At 50.5% G+C, this 18,330-nt stretch carries 11 protein-coding genes and 1 other RNA gene; all 12 read right to left on the bottom strand.

All coding sequences use genetic code 11. The annotated features are described in order from the left end of the window. Positions 1–63: 63 nt before the first annotated feature. Positions 64–434, bottom strand: a transfer-messenger RNA (tmRNA) gene (ssrA, locus tag CCUR_RS07375). 485 nt (positions 435–919) lie between these two features. Then, positions 920–2,491, bottom strand: coding sequence for an alanine/glycine:cation symporter family protein (locus CCUR_RS00200; protein WP_012802462.1), 1,572 nt, complete (start codon positions 2,489–2,491; stop codon positions 920–922). A 417-nt stretch (positions 2,492–2,908) separates the two neighbouring features. Then, positions 2,909–5,620, bottom strand: a complete 2,712-nt coding sequence (gene ppdK / locus CCUR_RS00195) for a pyruvate, phosphate dikinase (protein WP_012802461.1) — start codon at positions 5,618–5,620, stop codon at positions 2,909–2,911. Between the two features lie 9 nt (positions 5,621–5,629). Then, positions 5,630–6,505: a pyruvate, water dikinase regulatory protein gene (locus CCUR_RS00190; RefSeq protein ID WP_012802460.1), complete on the bottom strand. Its 876-nt coding sequence runs from the start codon at positions 6,503–6,505 to the stop codon at positions 5,630–5,632. Continuing rightward, complete coding sequence (gene glyS, locus CCUR_RS00185; RefSeq protein WP_012802459.1) at positions 6,502–8,586, bottom strand: glycine--tRNA ligase subunit beta; 2,085 nt, start codon at positions 8,584–8,586, stop codon at positions 6,502–6,504. Before glyS ends, CCUR_RS00190 begins: the two co-directional genes overlap by 4 nt. Positions 8,587–8,590: 4 nt before the next feature. Next, positions 8,591–9,712, bottom strand: a complete 1,122-nt coding sequence (locus CCUR_RS00180) for a glycine--tRNA ligase subunit alpha (protein ID WP_012802458.1) — start codon at positions 9,710–9,712, stop codon at positions 8,591–8,593. 40 nt (positions 9,713–9,752) lie between these two features. Beyond that, positions 9,753–10,328 (bottom strand): signal peptidase I, encoded by a 576-nt coding sequence (gene lepB / locus CCUR_RS00175; protein ID WP_012802457.1) that lies wholly within the window; start codon positions 10,326–10,328, stop codon positions 9,753–9,755. Positions 10,329–10,516: 188 nt separating this feature from the next. Next, the gene (gene trmD, locus CCUR_RS00170) at positions 10,517–11,272 is read right to left on the bottom strand and encodes a tRNA (guanosine(37)-N1)-methyltransferase TrmD (RefSeq protein ID WP_012802456.1); all 756 of its coding nucleotides are present in this window, start codon (positions 11,270–11,272) and stop codon (positions 10,517–10,519) included. Continuing rightward, a complete protein-coding gene (locus tag CCUR_RS00165) occupies positions 11,272–11,976 on the bottom strand; it encodes a ribosome maturation factor RimM (RefSeq protein WP_012802455.1) in 705 nt (234 codons plus the stop codon). Before CCUR_RS00165 ends, trmD begins: the two co-directional genes overlap by 1 nt. Then, positions 11,977–12,231 (bottom strand): KH domain-containing protein, encoded by a 255-nt coding sequence (locus tag CCUR_RS00160; RefSeq protein WP_012802454.1) that lies wholly within the window; start codon positions 12,229–12,231, stop codon positions 11,977–11,979. Between the two features lie 4 nt (positions 12,232–12,235). After that, complete coding sequence (gene rpsP / locus CCUR_RS00155) at positions 12,236–12,478, bottom strand: 30S ribosomal protein S16 (RefSeq protein WP_012802453.1); 243 nt, start codon at positions 12,476–12,478, stop codon at positions 12,236–12,238. 170 nt (positions 12,479–12,648) lie between these two features. Further along, positions 12,649–18,099: an InlB B-repeat-containing protein gene (locus CCUR_RS00150; protein ID WP_012802452.1), complete on the bottom strand. Its 5,451-nt coding sequence runs from the start codon at positions 18,097–18,099 to the stop codon at positions 12,649–12,651. Positions 18,100–18,330: the final 231 nt, after the last annotated feature.

Here is an 18,330-nt window from a genome sequence, read left to right as displayed (position 1 = left end):
TTAACGATATAAGAAAAACGCCCTGTGACGTGCTTAAACACATATCACAGGACGTATGCTAGTTGGTGGAGGCGCGGAGAATCGAACTCCGGTCCATACCAGACAATCCCCCAGGCTCTACAAGCTTATGCGACGAAAAAATCCGAGACACACGAGCTCATCGCCGTACTGCATGCATCTCTGGCCGGTTCAGTCTTTTTTCAAGCCATACCGACTACGTGCTTGAAAGCATCTTCCTTAAAATAACACCGCAGCGGAAGCAGAAGAAATTCCCGCGTTGGCGCGCTGCGCTATAAATTAAGCAGCGAGGGCGTACTGACGCCCAAAAGATTTGTTGTTGTCAATTAAATTTGACGGTACCCCTGTTTAACGTGGCGAGGAGACCACGACTTGCTCCTCGGTTCAAACCTGCCATGTCGAAACCAGTCGCCCCCCTATTTCATGCGGAATGCCGCATGGGAAGAGCATGGCTCCACCTTTTCAAAGTGCTGCAAACAACTGAGGGTCGTGTGAGCACTGTCGATATCTACCGACATCTACGCGCTTGATCTCGTCTCGCACACTTTCATCATGCGTGACTTCAGCCACAGCCGCTGCGGGAAAGTCATTCTACGCTGTTTGCCGATCGACAACAAGGGCAGTATGAAAGGTGCTCCGTATTGTTAGATAGCATGCAGCTCGACTAACCGCTCAAGCCCCAACTGCAGTGCACTCAGTTACCGAGCGCTCCTGTAATAGCGAACTACTTGACTACCCTTGTTACTAGCTCCGCAGCTACGCGCTATTCATTATCAATGGCGCACACAACTACTCACCAGTTACTGTCCAAGCGCACCACAGCTACTCGACCAGTCGTCGTCCGAGCGTGCCGCAGTTTGGCAGCTTGGCTACTTAGCCACCTAGCTACCTAGTTACCTAGCTACTTATCGTTCAGCAGTTCAACAACCTGATGCTTCATTTTTGCATCGGCTGCAAGCGTACCACGCGCTGCATCAGCTGCAAGTTCCTCGGCTGTTTCATGCCAGCATTCCGTTTTGGGCAAGCCTGGAATAGACGCAGCCAAAAAGACAGGGTTTTCCCCTTTCTGCGATTGGCTTTCGTAGTCGCGCAACGCTTTAACAGCCCATCCTCCCAGTAAGAAAAGGGCAACCAGATTGACGAACGCTTGAAAGCCCATCGCGATATCAGCAAAGTTCCACACTAGGTCAAATCCTGCCTGTGCGCCCCAAAATACTGCAATAATGCAGGTAATACGGAAAATGAACACGACAATGCGGTTATCTTTGATAAACCGCATGTTGCTTTCGGCATAGTAGTAATTGCCAAGCAAGCTCGAAAAAGCAAATAAGAAAATGCTAAACGTAACGAAGTTCACACCGAAATCGCCCAACGAATAGCGCAAAGCCTCTTGGATAAGAGGCATACCGGTAAGAATGGCACCCGTCTGCGGATTTACAAACGAGGTAACATTTGTTATCGGATCGACCATAGTTTCCAAGTTGCTACCCACATAAAACACGAGCACCATCATACCGGTGCAGGTACAGATGATCATCGTGTCAATGAATACTGAGAGTGTCTGCACAAGCCCCTGTTTAACAGGATGAGAAACCGAAGCAGCAGCAGCGGCATTTGGTGAAGAGCCCATACCGGCTTCATTCGAATAAAGACCGCGTTTAATACCCCACGAGACAACCGACCCGGCAAACCCACCTGCAAATGATCGAAAATCAAAAGCCGACGAAAAAATCAGCCCGAATACAGCCGGCACAGCAGAGATATGCATGAAGGTAATAACGAGTGCGATAGCTAAATAGCTAAACGCCATAACCGGCACAATAATGCTCGTAAAGAAACTAATACGGCTCCCGCCACCAAAGATGCAGATAGCAGTAAATGCCGCTAAGAACAATGCAACGGCAACCACAACGTCACTTTTGAAATAGTCTGGCATATAGACTTCCAGTGTTGATGAGGCATTATAGGCCTGTAGTGCATTAAAACCATAGGCGAAGCAGACAATAAGTGCCAGGGCAAAAACCACTCCAAGCCACCGTTTGCCAATCCCCTGCTGAATATAGTATGCCGGACCACCACGAAACGAACCGTCCTCATTCTTTACCTTGAATATTTGAGCCAACGTCGATTCGATAAACGCTGAAGCCGAACCCACAGTGGCCATAATCCACATCCAAAACAGTGCACCAGGGCCGCCAAAAGCAATGGCTGTCGAAACGCCGGCAATATTGCCCGTACCAACCCGGCTGGCCGTGGATATCATCAATGCCTGAAACGATGAGGTAGTCTTTTCACCTTCGTTATATTTCTGTTCGGTAATAGACTTAATCATGTCCTTAAACAGGCGAATTTGCACGCCTTTAGTGCGAATGGTAAACAGCACACCAGATGCAACCAGCATGATAATAAGAATGTAGGTATACATAAACGTATCAATCTGCCCAGACAGATCAACGAGAAACTTCATGTCCATGCTTTGTATTCCCTTCCCAAATTTATAGGATACAAGGATAGCAAAAAGCGAGGTCGGCGACTATACGCTAACTTTCATATACACAGTTGAAAAGTTGACATTGCATTCTGCAATGTGCGTCGTTAGGAACTTAACGCCGCATCATCTTGAAACACACATCCATAATGCGCAAGTTTGAAGCATACAAGCGTGAAGTGTGCGATGGCCACAACTCGTACCTACAACCACTTGTTTGCCATGGAATCAGTAGCACCCTCATCAGATAGCGGCCTTAACGGTTTTTTGGTGCGGCGGGTAGCATCGGAAAGAATAAAAACAGTCTTGTATAGGAACAAATCTTAACAGCCAGCAATATAAAAACCGCCTTATCTCCCGGTGGAAAATAAGGCGGCTCGCATATATAAAGTATATCAGAGGTTAAACAAGCGCCGCCTGAGCAGCCGCGAGACGCGCAATCGGCACACGATACGGCGAGCAGCTGACATAGTCAGGGCCAACCTGGGCGAATTTCATGATGGACTCAGGATCGCCACCGTGTTCACCACAGACGCCGCACGCCAGTTTGGGATTTGCAGAGCAACCCTTTTCGCAACCCATGCGCACAAGTTCGGCAACACCATCGTCGATCGTGGCGAATGGATTACGCTTGAGCAGATGCTCTTCCAGATATCGCGGCAAGAACTTAGCTTCGGCATCGTCGCGCGAAAATCCCAGCGTGGTCTGCGTCAAATCGTTGGTTCCAAAACTAAAGAAATCGGCGTGGCGTGCAATCTGATCGGCAATCAGGGCAGCGCGTGGCAACTCAATCATGGTACCAATAGGAATTTCCAACTGTACACCCTGCTCTGCTTCAACCTCAGCGATAACCGCTTCAGCTTTTGCACGCAGCGATTCGATCTCTGATTCAAAGGAAACCAGCGGAATCATAATTTCAGGATGCGGGTCGAGCCCCTCTTTCTTGAGAGCAGCAGCGGCGGTAGCAATGGCACGCACCTGCATATCAGGCAGCTGCGGGAACAGAATCGACAGGCGGCAACCACGCAGGCCGAGCATCGGGTTCGCTTCAGCCCATGAATCGATCTGAGCCATAAGCGCACGCTTTTCTGCAACCGACTCGGCCGATGCGCCCTGTTCTTCCATGTGAGCGATTTCGACATCAAGCGCTCGCGGGTTCTCCAAGAACTCATGCAACGGCGGATCGAGCAAGCGCACAATAACCGGTAGCCCGTCCATCGCACGGAACATGCCAAGAAAATCGCCCGTTTGTAGTTCACCCAGCTTGTGAACGCACTCTGTGCGAATATCTTCATCATCATTCAGAATAAACTGCTGAATCAACTGTTTGCGATCACCTAAGAACATATGCTCCGTGCGGCACAGACCAATGCCTTCGGCGCCAAAATCGCGCGAAAGCTGAGCATCTTCGGGGTTATCGGCATTAGCACGCACACCGAGTACGCGCACTTCGTCGGCCCATTCCAAAATGGTATCCAAATCACCAGTTAATTCAGGCATAACCAGTTCCACAGCACCGGAAACAACCGTACCAGTGGTGCCATCGATTGAAATCATGTCACCCTCATGCAGTACTACATCACTACCAGCAACAGTAATTTCTTTCTTCTCTGCGTCGATCTTCAACGCGTCCACTCCACACACGCATGGTGCACCCATGCCACGGGCAATAACGGCCGCGTGACTCGTCTTGCCACCATGACTGGTAAGAATACCTTCAGCAGCAATCATACCTGCGAGGTCATCGGGATTTGTTTCCCACCGCACGAGCACGCATTTGCGCCCTGCTTCTGAAACAGCCACCGCATCAGCACTCGAAAAGACAATTTCACCCACGGCTGCACCCGGCGATGCATTGAGGCCGCGCGCCAGTACATCGTACGAAGCATTCTTATCAAACTGAGGATGGAGCAGCTGATCGAGCTGTTCAGGCTCAACACGCTTGAGAGCCTCTTCCTTAGTAATAAGACCTTCCTTTTCCATATCGATAGCAATGCGCAAAGCGGCGGCAGCTGTACGCTTACCTACGCGTGTCTGCAACATGAACAGTTTGCCTTGCTCGATGGTAAACTCAATATCCATCATATCGCGGAAGTGCTGTTCGAGCAGAACAAACACCTCTTCGAGTTCGCGACCAGCCTCTTCAAGACCGGGAGTGTGCTTGAGTTCGGCAATCGGGCTTGTGTTGCGAATGCCCGCTACCACATCCTCGCCCTGTGCATTCACAAGGTAGTCGCCATAAAATTCTTTTTCTCCTGTGGCAGCATTACGAGTAAATGCCACACCCGTCGCAGATGTATCGCCCTTGTTGCCAAAGACCATGCATTGTACGTTGACGGCTGTACCCATATTGTCGTCGATTTTGTTCTTCTGGCGATACAGCACCGCACGCGGATTCTTCCAACTGCCAAACACTGCTTCAATAGCAAGCTTCAGCTGTACTGTAGGATCCTGCGGGAATGTGGCAACGCCATTATGCGCAAGGTCAGGGTACGCTGCAGCATCAACGTTTTCGGCGAAGATGCGCTTGAATTCCTCTACGAGCTCTTGCAAGTCGTCGGCGGTAAGATCAGTATCGCTGCGCACACCGCGCAGATTCTTCTTCATGCTGATGGCGTTCTCGAATAGATCACCGTCGAGCCCCATAACCACATTGCTAAACATTTGAATAAACCGGCGATATGAATCCCAGGCAAAGCGTGGGTTTTCGGTCTGCACAATCAGACCGTTGATGGATTCATCATTCAACCCAAGATTCAAAACTGTGTCCATCATACCCGGCATAGAAATGGGAGCGCCAGATCGAACAGATACCAGCAGCGGGTCCTGTGCATCACCAATTTTCTTACCGGCGCGGGCTTCCAAGTCAGAGCGATATTCATGAATGACATCAAGAACGCCTTCAGGCCACACATTGCCGGCGTTGGCATATTCCATGCATGTTTGGCAGGAAATCGTGAAGCCGGGAGGCACGGGCAAGCCGATGTTTGCCATCTCAGCTAGGTTAGCTCCTTTGCCACCGAGCACCGCCTTCATAGAGGTATTTCCCTCGGTTACGTTATTGCCGTTTGCATCCTTGCCAAATGCGAAAACGCGCTTCACTTCTTCAGCCACTGCAACTCCTTATTCGACAGTTTGAAGATCGCCTTCTCCGCGCAAACTTCCCTTCCGCGGATGAGCGACTTCATAATACCGCATGATTTCCTGGGCCGTCTCTTCAACGGCTCGATTCTCGGTGTGAATGACAAAGCACCCCAGTTGACGCATAAGTGATCGTGCCTTTTCTAGATCTTGTTCAACTTTTTCACGATCGGCATAATCGCCCGCAACCGCCAATGCATTGCCTAAACGGCGACGGCGAATATCTACCAGTACATCGGGCGTGGTAACCAAGCCAAAAAGACGAGACGGATCAACCTTATGAATCTCTGCCGGCGGCGCACTTACTAAATCAAGAGGCACGTTAGAAACCCGATACCCTTCTTGCGCCAGATAGATAGAAGTAGGTGTTTTCCCACATCGCGAAACACCCAAAAGCACGATGTCAGCAGAGGGAAGATCTTGCGGGTTGCGGCCGTCATCGTGAGCAATCGTGTACTCGATAGCTTCAATCCGGTGAAAGTAACGTTCGTCGGTAATATGCAGCTCGCCCGGTACTACCATGGGCTCGCGCCCTGACACCTGCGAAATAGCATCAACCGCATCGGTAATAAGATCAACCGCATGGATTTCAGGGTGAAACGCCAGGTATTCCTTCAGCTGTCGCGTTACTTCGGCTTCAACAATCGTATAAAACACGATCATTTCAGGGCTTCCTGTGCGACGCCGTGTTTCATCAAGTCGCTTTTGCAGAAACGTTTCGACTTCTTCAAATGTACGCACGTTTGGCAATAGTTCGATAATGGGCTCGGTTTCGCCAAACTGACTTGCCGCCGCACGGGCAATAGCCTGAGCGGTGGTCCCGACCGAGTCGCTAATGATGTTGATGGTTGGAATCATGACGAAGCAAGCTCACCAAAATCGGCCACGTCTTTGAATGTCGATACGAACCGATTCAGGAGTCGTAGGCGGTTTTCACGCAGCGTCTGGTCTTTATCCATCACCATCACCGCTTCAAAGAACGTATCGATTGGAGCGCGCAAGCTTGCTAGCTTCTCTAGTGCACGTACGTAATCTCCTTGATTAAGCAGATCGGGAATAGCTGCGGTCACGGCATCGATAGCTGCTTGTAAGTCCGCTTCTTCTGGTGTGAACAGACTCGTGTCGGTTTTGCTTCCCAAGCTTGCATCGCGCAGATTATCGGCACGCGCAAATGCAGTAGCGAGGTCGGTCATTGTTTCTGGTGACGAAGCACGCGCGGCAGCAAGCGCACGGGTTCGCGCGGCAATCAGGGCCGGCTCAGTAACGCCTGCTGCCAGCACCGCATTAACGGCATCAATAGGTAGTCCTTCATCACGCAAGATAACTTTAGTACGTGCGATAAAGAAGTCGCTGATTGCCTCTCGAGCTGTTGTACGGTTAAAGGAAATACCGTCAGCCATCAGGGCATCAAGCGCACAATCAATAGCAGGCAGAAGCGAAACGGGCAACCCAGCATCAAGCATACCAATAATGCCAATAGCACTGCGACGGAGCGCAAAGGGGTCGGAAGAACCGGTGGGTGCTTGCCCTACGGCAATAAGACCACACACGGTGTCGAGCTTGTCGGCAAACGCAACAAACTGTCCCACCACAGAATCCGGCGCTGTATCGCTCGCAAAGCGCGGACGGTAATGTTGACTGATGGCCTGCGCTACCTGCTCGGTTTCACCTGATGCAAGCGCATAGTAACCACCCATAACACCCTGCACACTGGTGAATTCCACCACGGTGTTGGTAACAAGATCGGCTTTGCAGAGATAGCAAGCTCGTTCGAGATCACGTGCGTCAGCCTTGGACAGTTTCGCGTCAGCAGCAAGATGAGTTGCTTGACGCACAAGACGCTTCGTTTTATCGAGCACCGTACCCAAATCCTCTTGGAACACCACGCTTGAAAGCTTTTCAACATAGCTTTCAAGTGGCTGTTTGAGGTCTTCTTCGTAGAAGAATTTCGCGTCATCTAACCGCGCCCGCACTACACGCTCATTACCGGAAATAATCGTTTCCTGACAGGCGGGGTTCCCATTTGAAACAATAACAAAGCGATTGGTTAGCGCGCCTTTTTTGTCGTAGAGCGGGAAATAGCGCTGATGCATAAGCATTGCATCGATAATAATTTCCTGCGGCACCTGCAAAAACGACTCGTCGAACGTAGCCGCAAGCGGCTGCGGAAACTCCGACAGATTAACCACTTCGAGCAGAGTTTTGGCAGGAAGGTCTGCCACCAGGTCGTAGGTATGCTCGATAGCAGCTACGTCGTCGCGGATGATCTGCTCGCGTTCACTTTGCGAAGGAACAACCGAAGCCGCGCGAACAACTTTGATAAGATCCGTCGCCTCATTCACTCGATGGGCACCCGGTGCAAGCACCCGATGACCCCAGGTATCACGACCGGTAGAAACCCCCGCAAACTGTAGGGGAATAACCTGGTCATCAAACAGGGCAACAATCCAGCGCACCGGACGCACAAACACCTCGCGATAGGCAGCCCATCGCTGGCTTCGAGGCCATTTGATGTCTTCAATAAAGCCCTGCAAAATCGCAGGAAGTAAACTGATTACCGGCACGGCAGGAATCTGCTTAACAGCAAAAACGTATTCGACGTCTTTCACCAGGCGGCGCTCAAGATCGTCGGGAGTCAACCCTTTACCGCGCGCAAAGCCAATCGCCGCCTTTGTCGGCTGACCAGCTTCATCAAAAGCAATGCGGGCAGCAGGACCTTTGTATTTTTCCATGAGTTCTTCGGTTGCTTCAGGCAAGCCGTACGCCATGACAATCAAACGTCGGGGGCTTGAAAAGACCTCGATGCGGTCAAAGGGAATGCGGGCACCTTCAAAGGCAGCAGGCGCTAATCGCTCCAGCTGCTTCGTGGCTGAATCAAGATCGAAGGCGGGGATTTCTTCCACGCCAATCTCAAAAGCGAGCGTGTGCATTTCTGCCATGGCGTTACTCCCCCTGTACCGTGCTGTTGGTGCGAGCGTTATTTTTGGTGGCGCTGTTAGCGCTCGTGTTGTCGCGGCTGCCTGTGCTGGTTTCGCCGCTGCCGCTGGGGTTGGCATTGCCCCTACCAAGAGAGCTGGCATTAACTTTGGCACCGTCGCTGGCACCATCAACAACGCCGCTGTTGGCTTTGCCACTTGCAGCGCCCCCTACAACCCGATCGATATACGCACTACAGCACTCTTTCACCATCGAACGGACGCGCAGGATATAAGCCATCCGTTCGGTCGCTGAAATGACGCCACGCGCATCAAGTAGGTTGAAAACATGATTGCATTTAAGCACCCAGTCGTAAGCAGGAAGCGGCAAGCGGGCCTCAAGGCACAACTTTGCTTCTTGTTCGAAGTCATCGAAAGCAGTAAATAGGAATTTTGTATTCGCAATTTCGAAATTGTATTCCGAAAATTCGCGCTCGTTTTCCAGATAGACATCGCCATAGGTAAATTCAACGCCATCGTCGCCTCGCGCCCAGATAAGATCATAGACACTGTCGACACCCTGAATATACATAGCCAGTCGCTCGAGACCGTAAGCGATTTCAACCGGCACCGGAGCGCATTCAAATCCACCAACTTGCTGAAAATACGTAAACTGCGTGACCTCCATACCGTTAAGCCACACTTCCCAGCCAAGGCCCCACGCGCCAAGTGTTGGGCTTTCCCAGTCGTCTTCAACAAAGCGAACATCGTGCTTGTTCGGGTCAATACCAATCGCATTGAGGCTGCCCAAATACAAATCTTGAATGTTGTCGGGCGAGGGCTTCATAAGAACCTGGAACTGATAGTAAAACTGCAGGCGATTAGGGTTTTCACCATAGCGTCCATCAGCAGGACGACGGCATCCCTGCGCGTAGCAGGTACGCCACGTGTCAGGACCTAAGCTCCGAAGCGTCGTCGCTGTGTGATTGGTACCGGCACCAACAGCTCCATCGTAGGGCTGCAGCACCACGCATCCCTGATCTGCCCAATACTGCTGCAGACTCATAATGATGTCCTGGAATGTGCGGACACCCTCTTGAGAGCCGTGGAGGTGGCGTTGTGACTGTTCAGATGTAAGCGTCGATTCCATTATCATCCTTCTTGTGCGTCCCTTTTTGTGCGCCTACAACCTAGAGGGTTGCGATGCGATTAAGAGGCCAATAGATAGCTGCAGCACGCCCCGTGATATTTGAGGTTGGGACGGCACCAAAATAGCGCGAGTCGGCTGAATTAGTACGATTGTCCCCCATGACCCACACATAGCCGGCAGGGACAGTATACGGATACGATATCTGCACGTTACGCGCAGGGGTCAGTTCTTCGGAGGGAAGCCCGTGTGTGTAGGGTTCGTCGAGCACCTGCCCATCAACAGAAACTGCACCGTTAACGAGATCAACCGTCTGTCCTTCGGTAGCGATAACCCGCTTGATCAAAGTGCGGCCTTCTACTTCAGGATCGGCAAACGTCACGATGTCGCCCTGCTGCACATCGCGCAGGTGATAGCTAACTTTTTCTGAAAAGACGCAGTCATTGATCATGAGCGTCGTTTCCATGGACCCCGAAGGAATCGAATAGGGCTCAACAACAAAGACGCGCCCTGCCCAGAAAACAGCAAATACCACAACAAGCAGTACTATATACTCGATAGCGTCGCGTATGAATCCTCCGCGCTTTCGGGAAGAAGTTGCCCTTCGGGCAGATGACATGACGATCCTTCCATTGAAAAGCGCTACCAACCAAAAGCAGCGCGTACATGTGAACCTCAGCACTTGAGCTTCAAGACAACTAACTCGTACAGCCGTGCTTGCTGCTAGCGCTGTACGACCGTGCTTGTTACCTCAGCTGTACAACTGCGCTTGTTGCTGTGCGCTGCCAAGCTTCAAGCTGCTGTGCTTTATGATACCGTCTCGCTAGACGACCCCGCTTCGGTAGATAAAGATTTCAGAAAAGCCCTGTCAGCCTCTGAAAGATTTGCCTGTGCCAGCAGGTCGGAGCGGAGGTGCGCCGTTCGCTTGAGACTCTGTTGCCGGCGCCATGTTGCCACTTTGGCGTGATCGCCCGAACACAGTATGGGCGGCACTTCCATACCACGAAACTCAGCAGGGCGTGTGTACTGGGGATACTCCAATAACCCGTCGTAAAAACTTTCATCAATCGCACTACCTTCATCGCCAAGCACACCAGGAAGCAAACGTACTACCGCATCAATAACCACCATGCTCGCCAGTTCGCCACTCGTCAGTACATAATCGCCTAACGACAAGCACCGATCGGCAAGTGTGTAGGCGCGCTCATCGATTCCCTCGTAGTGACCACACACAAACAAAAGGCGAGGTTTTTCAGACAGCTCTTGGGCAACTGCCTGAGTAAACGCTTCACCCGTCGGTGTAAGAAAAACGGTGTAAGGCTTCATTTCACGTGCGGCCACTATTTCGTCGAATGCCTCAAATATCGGTTCACACTTCATAACAAGACCTTGACCGCCACCATACGGGCTATCATCGGTTGTCCGATGACGATCGTGCGTCCAATCGCGTAGGTCAAATGCTCGAAAGTCGAGGGCCCCTTGTTCTTGCGCAATGCGCATCATCGACGTACCCATAACCGAGTCGTACATAGCAGGAAAAGTTGAAAGCGTTTCGATAATCATCAAGCGCCACCTTGCAAGCTGTTGTCATCCTGCTTGTGCGCATCGATACTGCCCTCTTTGCCAGCACTTTTACAACCCTGCATCTTGTTGACGCCGGTATGACTACCGGCTCTGTCAGTGGCTTTGTCGCCTGTTATCGCACTAGCATCTTTATTGCTGACTACAGCATTCTCAGCAGCAAGGTCAAGCAAGCCTTCAGGAAGCTGCACGGTAATGCAGCGATCGGCTGTGTCTATCTGGCAGATAAATTCGTCGACTGCCGGAATAAGAATCTCTCCCAAGCGCCCCTCAACAGACCCTTCAACGGATAGCAAAGACTGCGCTGGCTGTTCGATTATCGCGCTCAGAGCTCCTAATTCACCCCGTTTTGTATCCACGACACGCCACCCTTCACACAACAGCGGAAGGGCGCCCTCGGACGGTTCAGGTACATCGCTTTTTGCAATAAGACACCACGATCCAACCAGTTCTTCTGCGCTCGCAATGTCGTCCACCGTATCGAAAGAAACCGTCCATTCCCCTTCGCGCGCAGGGGAAACAGAAACAACGTGCCCTTCACGCGGACCGCAGAGCGTTGGCGGAACAAAATAAACCTGCATGCCTTCAGACAACAGAAAAGGGAACCTATCGACCTTACGCACGACAAGTTCCCCTTGCAGGTGTTTCGTTTTGATGATGCAGGCGGCTTTAACCCACGCGCTCATCTAATCGACGATCTCCACTTCGACATGGCGAGCATCACGCGTTGCGGCAGCGCGTGCGAGCGTACGAATCGCTTTGATGACACGCCCCTGGCGTCCGATAACCTTGCCAGCATCCTCTTCGTTTACACGAATTTCAACCAGGTAATCGCCCTGTTCGCCTTCATTCTGTGTAACTTCGAGATCGTCGGGATAATCAACGATAGGCTCGACCAGCGTACGAACCAACCCGGAGAGATCAAGAGCTTCCCCGGACATCGCCTTAAGCTTCCTTACGAGCGGACTCGATAAGGTGTGCAACCGTGTCGGTGGGCTGAGCGCCATTAGCGATCCACTTATCCACCTTTTCAAGGTCGATCTGAATCATAGACGGCTCAACGCATGGGTTGTAACGACCGACTTCTTCAATCGGACGGCTGTTGCGAGCCGCACGAGAATCCGTGACAACTATGCGGTAGTACGGGCGCTTCTTTGCGCCGTGACGCGCGAGACGAATCTTGACCATAGAGGTAAGCTCCTTTATTCCAACGTGATGCAGAAGAACACTACTTGCTCTTCTGAAAAAAGCAATTCATGATTCTACGGCTTATGGCAGCCAAAAAGCAAGGCAGGGCGCGAAACGACCATACGAGATAGCGTTCGCGCCCAACCTTTAGCTCAAATCAAGTGTGTGTATTACTTCTCTCCTGAGCTTTTACGCATGCGATAAACCGCAATACCTACTGCCACCGCACTCACAGCCAGCAAACCAATAATGGTAAGCGGCAGAGCATCGCTCGTCTTTGCCAGTATGTCGTTATTCGGCGTGCCGTTGTTGTTTGGTCCTGGCTGAGGATTCGGATCCGGAGTTGGTTGTGGCTGCGGTTGTGGCTCTGGACCCGGCTGCGGTTCGTCTTCGGTAATCTCAAGCGTGAAGCGAATCGTGTTATCAGTAGGATCAGCTACAGCGTCACGTCCATCAGGCCATTGTGTACCGGTCCACGCAAAGCTGAAGACCTTACGCTTTCCACTAGCACTTATAGCATCCGCTGCAAACGTGCCCTCAACGGTACCCGTCACTGTCAGCTGCTGACCCGGCGAAACTTGGCTTGCATCAATGGTAATGCCCGGAACATCGAGCTTCATCCAATTGTTTGCATCCCCAGCAGTATTCACTGCTGCCTTCAAGTCAGCATAAGTCTTGATTGCTGAAGCGTTTTTCAACTTCATGGTTACCGTAACCGTCTTACCGCTTACCTGTACATCGGTTACTTCAAACGGCCCGAAATCATGAGTAGTGATATCCGATACCGAAAGGCTCGAAGGCAAGTTCATTTCATTTGGCACCGTAAAGGTGGCTGTAAATGTGCAATTCTTTACATTTACTTTAATCGTATCGGCAGAAGTACCCGGATACTGGCTTTCGATATAAGACATCTGTTGCTTGATAGGATCAACATTAAGTGCACCCGTATAGGTGAGCGTATCAGTTGCCTTGGCCTTATAGACAGCATCATGCTCGGTGTCATCACCAATCAGGATGTCGCCCGGAAGTTCAGACTGCAGTGTTGAAACAACACGTGCGGTAAATCGAATGCTGTTATCGCTTGCCGGAGCCGCAAAGTCTTTACCATCAGGCCATTGCGTACCATTCCACCTGAATGAGAACGTTTCCTGTCGACCTGATTGCGAGGTAGCAAGCGCCTTGAATGAACCGTTGACGGTACCAGTCATGGTAAGTTCCGTGCCACTTGCCAGGCCATCATCTACTTTGACATTGGGCACCGTGAGTTTCATCCAACCAGTATCAGTACCACTGGCGTCCTTACCGACAGCATCCACTATTGCTTTCAGGTCGGCATAGGTGCGAATAGCATCGGGATCACTCAGGACAAAATTGACCGTCGCGGTCTTGCCGGAAACAGTCACCGACTGGACCTTGAAGCCATTGCCAAATCCTTCGGTTGTGAGATCTGACACAGAAAGGCTGCTCGGCAATTCCATGCCATCAGGTACTGTGAAGTCTGCGGTAAATCCGAACTGCTTAACATCAATCGCAATAGTGGTGCCATCGGGATTGTTGAAACGGTTTTCAATATTGCGCATCTGCTGCTTGATGGTATTGGCATCAATGGCGCCCGTCAGATCCATCGTTGAACCCGCAAGTGTCTCATAGACAGCAGTGTGCTCGGTATCATCACCAGAAAGTATATCAGCTGGCAATTCTGCGTCGGTAGGAGTAGGTGTCTGCACGGTAAGCTGAATGGTTTTATCAGCAGGATCGGTAACCGTTACATCCTTGCCTTCGTCTATCTGCTCGCCGGTCCACCTGAACGAGAAGTCCTTGACGGTGCCAGAAGCAGATGTAGCAGTGGCATCAAAGCTGCCTTCAACCGTACCCTTCATGGTAAGGCTCGTACCATCAGCAACATCTTCATTCACCGTAACACCTGGAATGGTGAGCTTCATGGTATCGCCCAGCGCGTCAACTGCATCTTTCAGCTGCTGGTAGTTTTCGATTCCGTCCTTGAGACCCATCGTAACAGTAATGGTCTTGCCGCTTACAGCTACATTTGAAACCGTAAAGGTGTCGGCAAAACCTTCCGGAATTACTTTACTTGCGTCGAGTCCAGAAGGAAGCTCCATGCCGTCAGGCAGCTCAAAAGTTGCCGTAAAGGTGGATGAAAGCCCCGTCAGCTTGATGCTTGAAAAGCCACTCGGGTTCTGCCCAAACTGATTTTCTATTGCCTTCATCTGCTGCTTGACGCTAGTCGAATCAATGGTTCCCGTCACATTAAGCTTAGAGCCCTGATACACGCCGATAACCTTAGTGTGCTCAGTGTCCGTACCAGCTTGTTTAAGCTGGCTTGTTGTTGGGTTGTCAGGAAGAACAGTAGCAAGCATATCAGCGCCAAGCGTTAGAGCATAGGGCTTCTTGACCAAGATAGTCTGCTGAATAACGGTATCGTTTGCAGCCCGCACATCTTTACCGGCAGCAATCTGCTCGCCCGTCCACTTGAACGAGAAACGCTTTACTTTATCGTTAGAGCCTTTGGCAACAGCAGAAAAACTACCCGCTACGCTTCCCTTGGCTGTTAATTCATCGCCATTTGCAACGCTGGCTGAATCGACCTTGAGCCCCGGAATGGTAAGCGTAATCGAATCCGAAATCGGGTTGATTTCCTCACTCGTTCCGCCTGAAGCAGCGCCCGTTGAATCAACGGCGTTCTTGAGCTGCTGATAATCGGTAAATGCCTGTTTCAATCCAAAAGTTACGACAATCTTTTGGCCACTTGTTGTCACGCTCTTAACTTCATAGCAATCACCCAAACCGGTAGCTGTTACTTGAGGATCGCTCGGGACAGTTACCCCATTAGGCAGCTCAAACGTTGCCGAGAAGGTCGAGGTTGTCCCTGTCAGCTTGATATTCGAGAAATTATTAGCGTCCTGGCCAAACTGCGATTCGATAGCCTGCATCTGCTGCTTGATGCCTGCCGTATCAACAGCGCCCGTAAGACTAAAGGCACCATCACCGTCGGTCGACACTTTGAGCACCGACTTGCTATCTGCCTGACTATTAGCGCCAGCATTACCCCACATGTCTGAGGGAAGAATGCCATCAGCCTGGATCAAGGGGACAGAACTGTCTTCCTGCCACTTGAGGTAGTACGTAGTATCTGCAGTTATTGAGGGATTGTCACCAGTAATGGGGAAAATCCACACACTGTGATCGTCAAAACGGACCGTGCTGCCTGTTCCATCAGCCTTGGTATTCCAGTTATCTTTGTCGGCAAGTTTAAATCCAGTCTTTGAAGCTTCAGCCTTGGTGACCTTCAGATCGTTATACGAAACACCATTAAGGAGTTCGCGAATCTTCTGATTGTACGTAGCTGTCTTCTTGAGCACAGCGACTTCGCCGCCCGTTGAATCCTGTTCAATGGTAAATGCTTCGGGATGCGCCTTAAACACACTTGTGCTTGCAAAGGTGCCGCCGTTGGCGGAGAAGGCAACTCGATACTCATTATCTGTGTACTGAGCATACAGGTCGATCTGCGTTGTACCACTTGCAAAGGCCAACGTGTCTCCTGCGTTTACTGCATTGCCAGAACCGTCAGATGAGGTTGTCCACTTTGTAAACGTTTTGCCTGCTACATTAAAGCTTGCATCCTTATTGACAACCTCATCATAAGAAAGAGCTGTTGCGGAGCTTGCCGAAGTATCAAGCGCTTGAATATAACTCTGTCCTGCACCGTTATGGTAGATAACGGTCTTAGCATCCCACTTTGCGTAAACTTCAATATCACTTGTAAGCGTTTCATTCGACCAGTTGAAGGCATGCTCTACACCACTTGCATCCTTGTAATACCACCCAAGGAATGCAACTCCCGTAGAATCGGTTGGATTACCCGGCTGCACGTTGCCTACCACGTCGTCGAGTTTGTAGCCACGAATAGTACTGGCCGTTTTATCGGCAGTAGTGCCATCGGCAAAGGTCGCATTAGCGTTATTAAGCTTAAAAGTTACCTTCGCGGCTGGCGTCCATACATGCTTCTTTCCATCTTTTGACGGAGTCGCAACGTTATAGGTATATGCAGCACCATTTTTGTTGATGGGATTCAAAACGGTAGTGGAAGTGTCGGTAAGCGTAAAGAGAGACAGCCATTCATTTCCGTTGCTAGCGCCATTAGTAGGTGTCGTAACGTTGTAATTAAAACTGGGGTCATAAGCCACCAGGAATGAACCGCCCGTCACAACATACGTGCTATTTGTATCGCGATTTGCGCCACCGTCATCAGCGGTCTTATCCTGCGCATCGGTATTCACTACACTGTTACCCTGGAACGTGAGATAACACGGTCCATTTGACTGACCAGTACCATAAGAAGGCGTGTACTTCATATTGGTAGTTTCAAGCGTGGAATTCGTAAAGACCGCGGAGCCGGGCGAATAATTAATATTGAGACCGCCGGCAGTACTATTTTTGATAACCACCTTTGAGTCATCAACAGTTAATGCCGCCGACAGCGTAATACGAGATCCATCGCTTGTCAGTGTAGAACCATTCTTCAATTCAGACGGAGCAAAAATCGACATGGTCTGCTTATAAGCAGAAGCACCCGTTGCTTTATAGGCATAAAAATCGGAGTTATCTAGATGAACGCCCCCGACATACCCAGTAGCACTATTGCTCGGGTTGAAGTAATACCACACACCTTTAGTGGTAAGCGAAGCATTCTTTAGGTTCAAGCCATTGTATTGTTCACTGCTTTCGTTTTTCGCCTGCACATTTACCGTGCAGTTAACAAACGATGACTTGTCACCATATGTAAAGGCACGTCCTGTACTTTCAAGGGCAGAAACAGTAAGTGCACTACGTGTGCTACCGTTAAACTTACCGTCGAGATTGAAGCCAATAGCATTGTTATCAAGCTTATAGGTGCCATCATTAACTTCTGCATCGGCTTTAACAGTAAGAGCTGTATTAAAGCCACTCATGGTAAGCGTGCTGCCATTTTCGCATTTAAGGAACGAACCACTTGCGAGCGTAATGCCATTATTTCCGTTGCTCGTCATGGTTGTATTGCCGGCAACTACCAGCGTGACACCAGAAGGAATTGTCGCAGCGGGAGGATTGGAGAACGACCCCAGCATCTTAATAGTAGTAATAGTGGGGTTAGCTGCCTGTGTGCTAAGAGCCTGAGCTAATGTCTTAAAGGCCGTCGCCTGCGTAGCGCCGTCATTCGCGTCGTTGCCAGATGTGCCATCAACCCATAGCGTAGTAGTACCCGCAGGCGGACGAAGCGTTGGAGCTGCTGCACTGACGGCAGAGACTTCTTCGCCTTCCAGCTCTTGCGCACCTTCAACCGAATCGGCGCTGATAGCGGAAGTAGAATCCGTTGCGCTTACCGTATCAGTTGAAGCTGAGGCTTCGGTTGCCTCTGTCGGAGTAACTGCTTCAGAAGAAGAGCTCTCAGTTGATGTACCTTCTGTGCCAGATGCTACAGAAGAACCCGAAGGAGTGCTCTCGGCTGCAGCCGATGCACTAGGTTCTGCAAAGCTTAGTGTTGGTGAAAGACTCACCACCATCACACACGAAATAAATACTGCGAAAATATTCCTCGCAATTGACTTTGACGCCGTTTTCATTAGCGCACTCTCCTCCACTACTGGCTTTTTGCTCTATGATTAGACGCACATAGCCTTGTCATTGTAGAAGATTTATAAGAAAACTGCCAAAAAAGGGGGGGGGTAGCACACAAGTTACCCACATTAAACCGCTTCAAATTACTTCCACGCTGCTTTATTACTTATTTAATTCTTCAGATGAAACTATTTAACCTGTTCAATTGTAGAAACAATAACGTTACTACCAGCAAC

Origin of the sequence: Cryptobacterium curtum DSM 15641 (genome assembly GCF_000023845.1) — a bacterium.
Lineage (GTDB): Bacteria > Actinomycetota > Coriobacteriia > Coriobacteriales > Eggerthellaceae > Cryptobacterium > Cryptobacterium curtum.
The sequence above is the reverse complement of the archived record's forward strand: the minus strand, read 5'-3'. Positions and strand labels throughout refer to the sequence as shown.

Coding starts and splice junctions, on each gene's coding strand:
- trmD (WP_012802456.1), bottom strand. CDS start 11,272: ATGATTATCGAAACGCTTTCAACTTTTCCTGCTATGTACGACTCGGTT.
- lepB (WP_012802457.1), bottom strand. CDS start 10,328: ATGTCATCTGCCCGAAGGGCAACTTCTTCCCGAAAGCGCGGAGGATTC.
- glyS (WP_012802459.1), bottom strand. CDS start 8,586: ATGGCAGAAATGCACACGCTCGCTTTTGAGATTGGCGTGGAAGAAATC.
- CCUR_RS00180 (WP_012802458.1), bottom strand. CDS start 9,712: ATGGAATCGACGCTTACATCTGAACAGTCACAACGCCACCTCCACGGC.
- rpsP (WP_012802453.1), bottom strand. CDS start 12,478: ATGGTCAAGATTCGTCTCGCGCGTCACGGCGCAAAGAAGCGCCCGTAC.
- CCUR_RS00165 (WP_012802455.1), bottom strand. CDS start 11,976: ATGAGCGCGTGGGTTAAAGCCGCCTGCATCATCAAAACGAAACACCTG.
- CCUR_RS00190 (WP_012802460.1), bottom strand. CDS start 6,505: ATGATTCCAACCATCAACATCATTAGCGACTCGGTCGGGACCACCGCT.
- CCUR_RS00150 (WP_012802452.1), bottom strand. CDS start 18,099: ATGAAAACGGCGTCAAAGTCAATTGCGAGGAATATTTTCGCAGTATTT.
- CCUR_RS00160 (WP_012802454.1), bottom strand. CDS start 12,231: ATGTCCGGGGAAGCTCTTGATCTCTCCGGGTTGGTTCGTACGCTGGTC.
- CCUR_RS00200 (WP_012802462.1), bottom strand. CDS start 2,491: ATGGACATGAAGTTTCTCGTTGATCTGTCTGGGCAGATTGATACGTTT.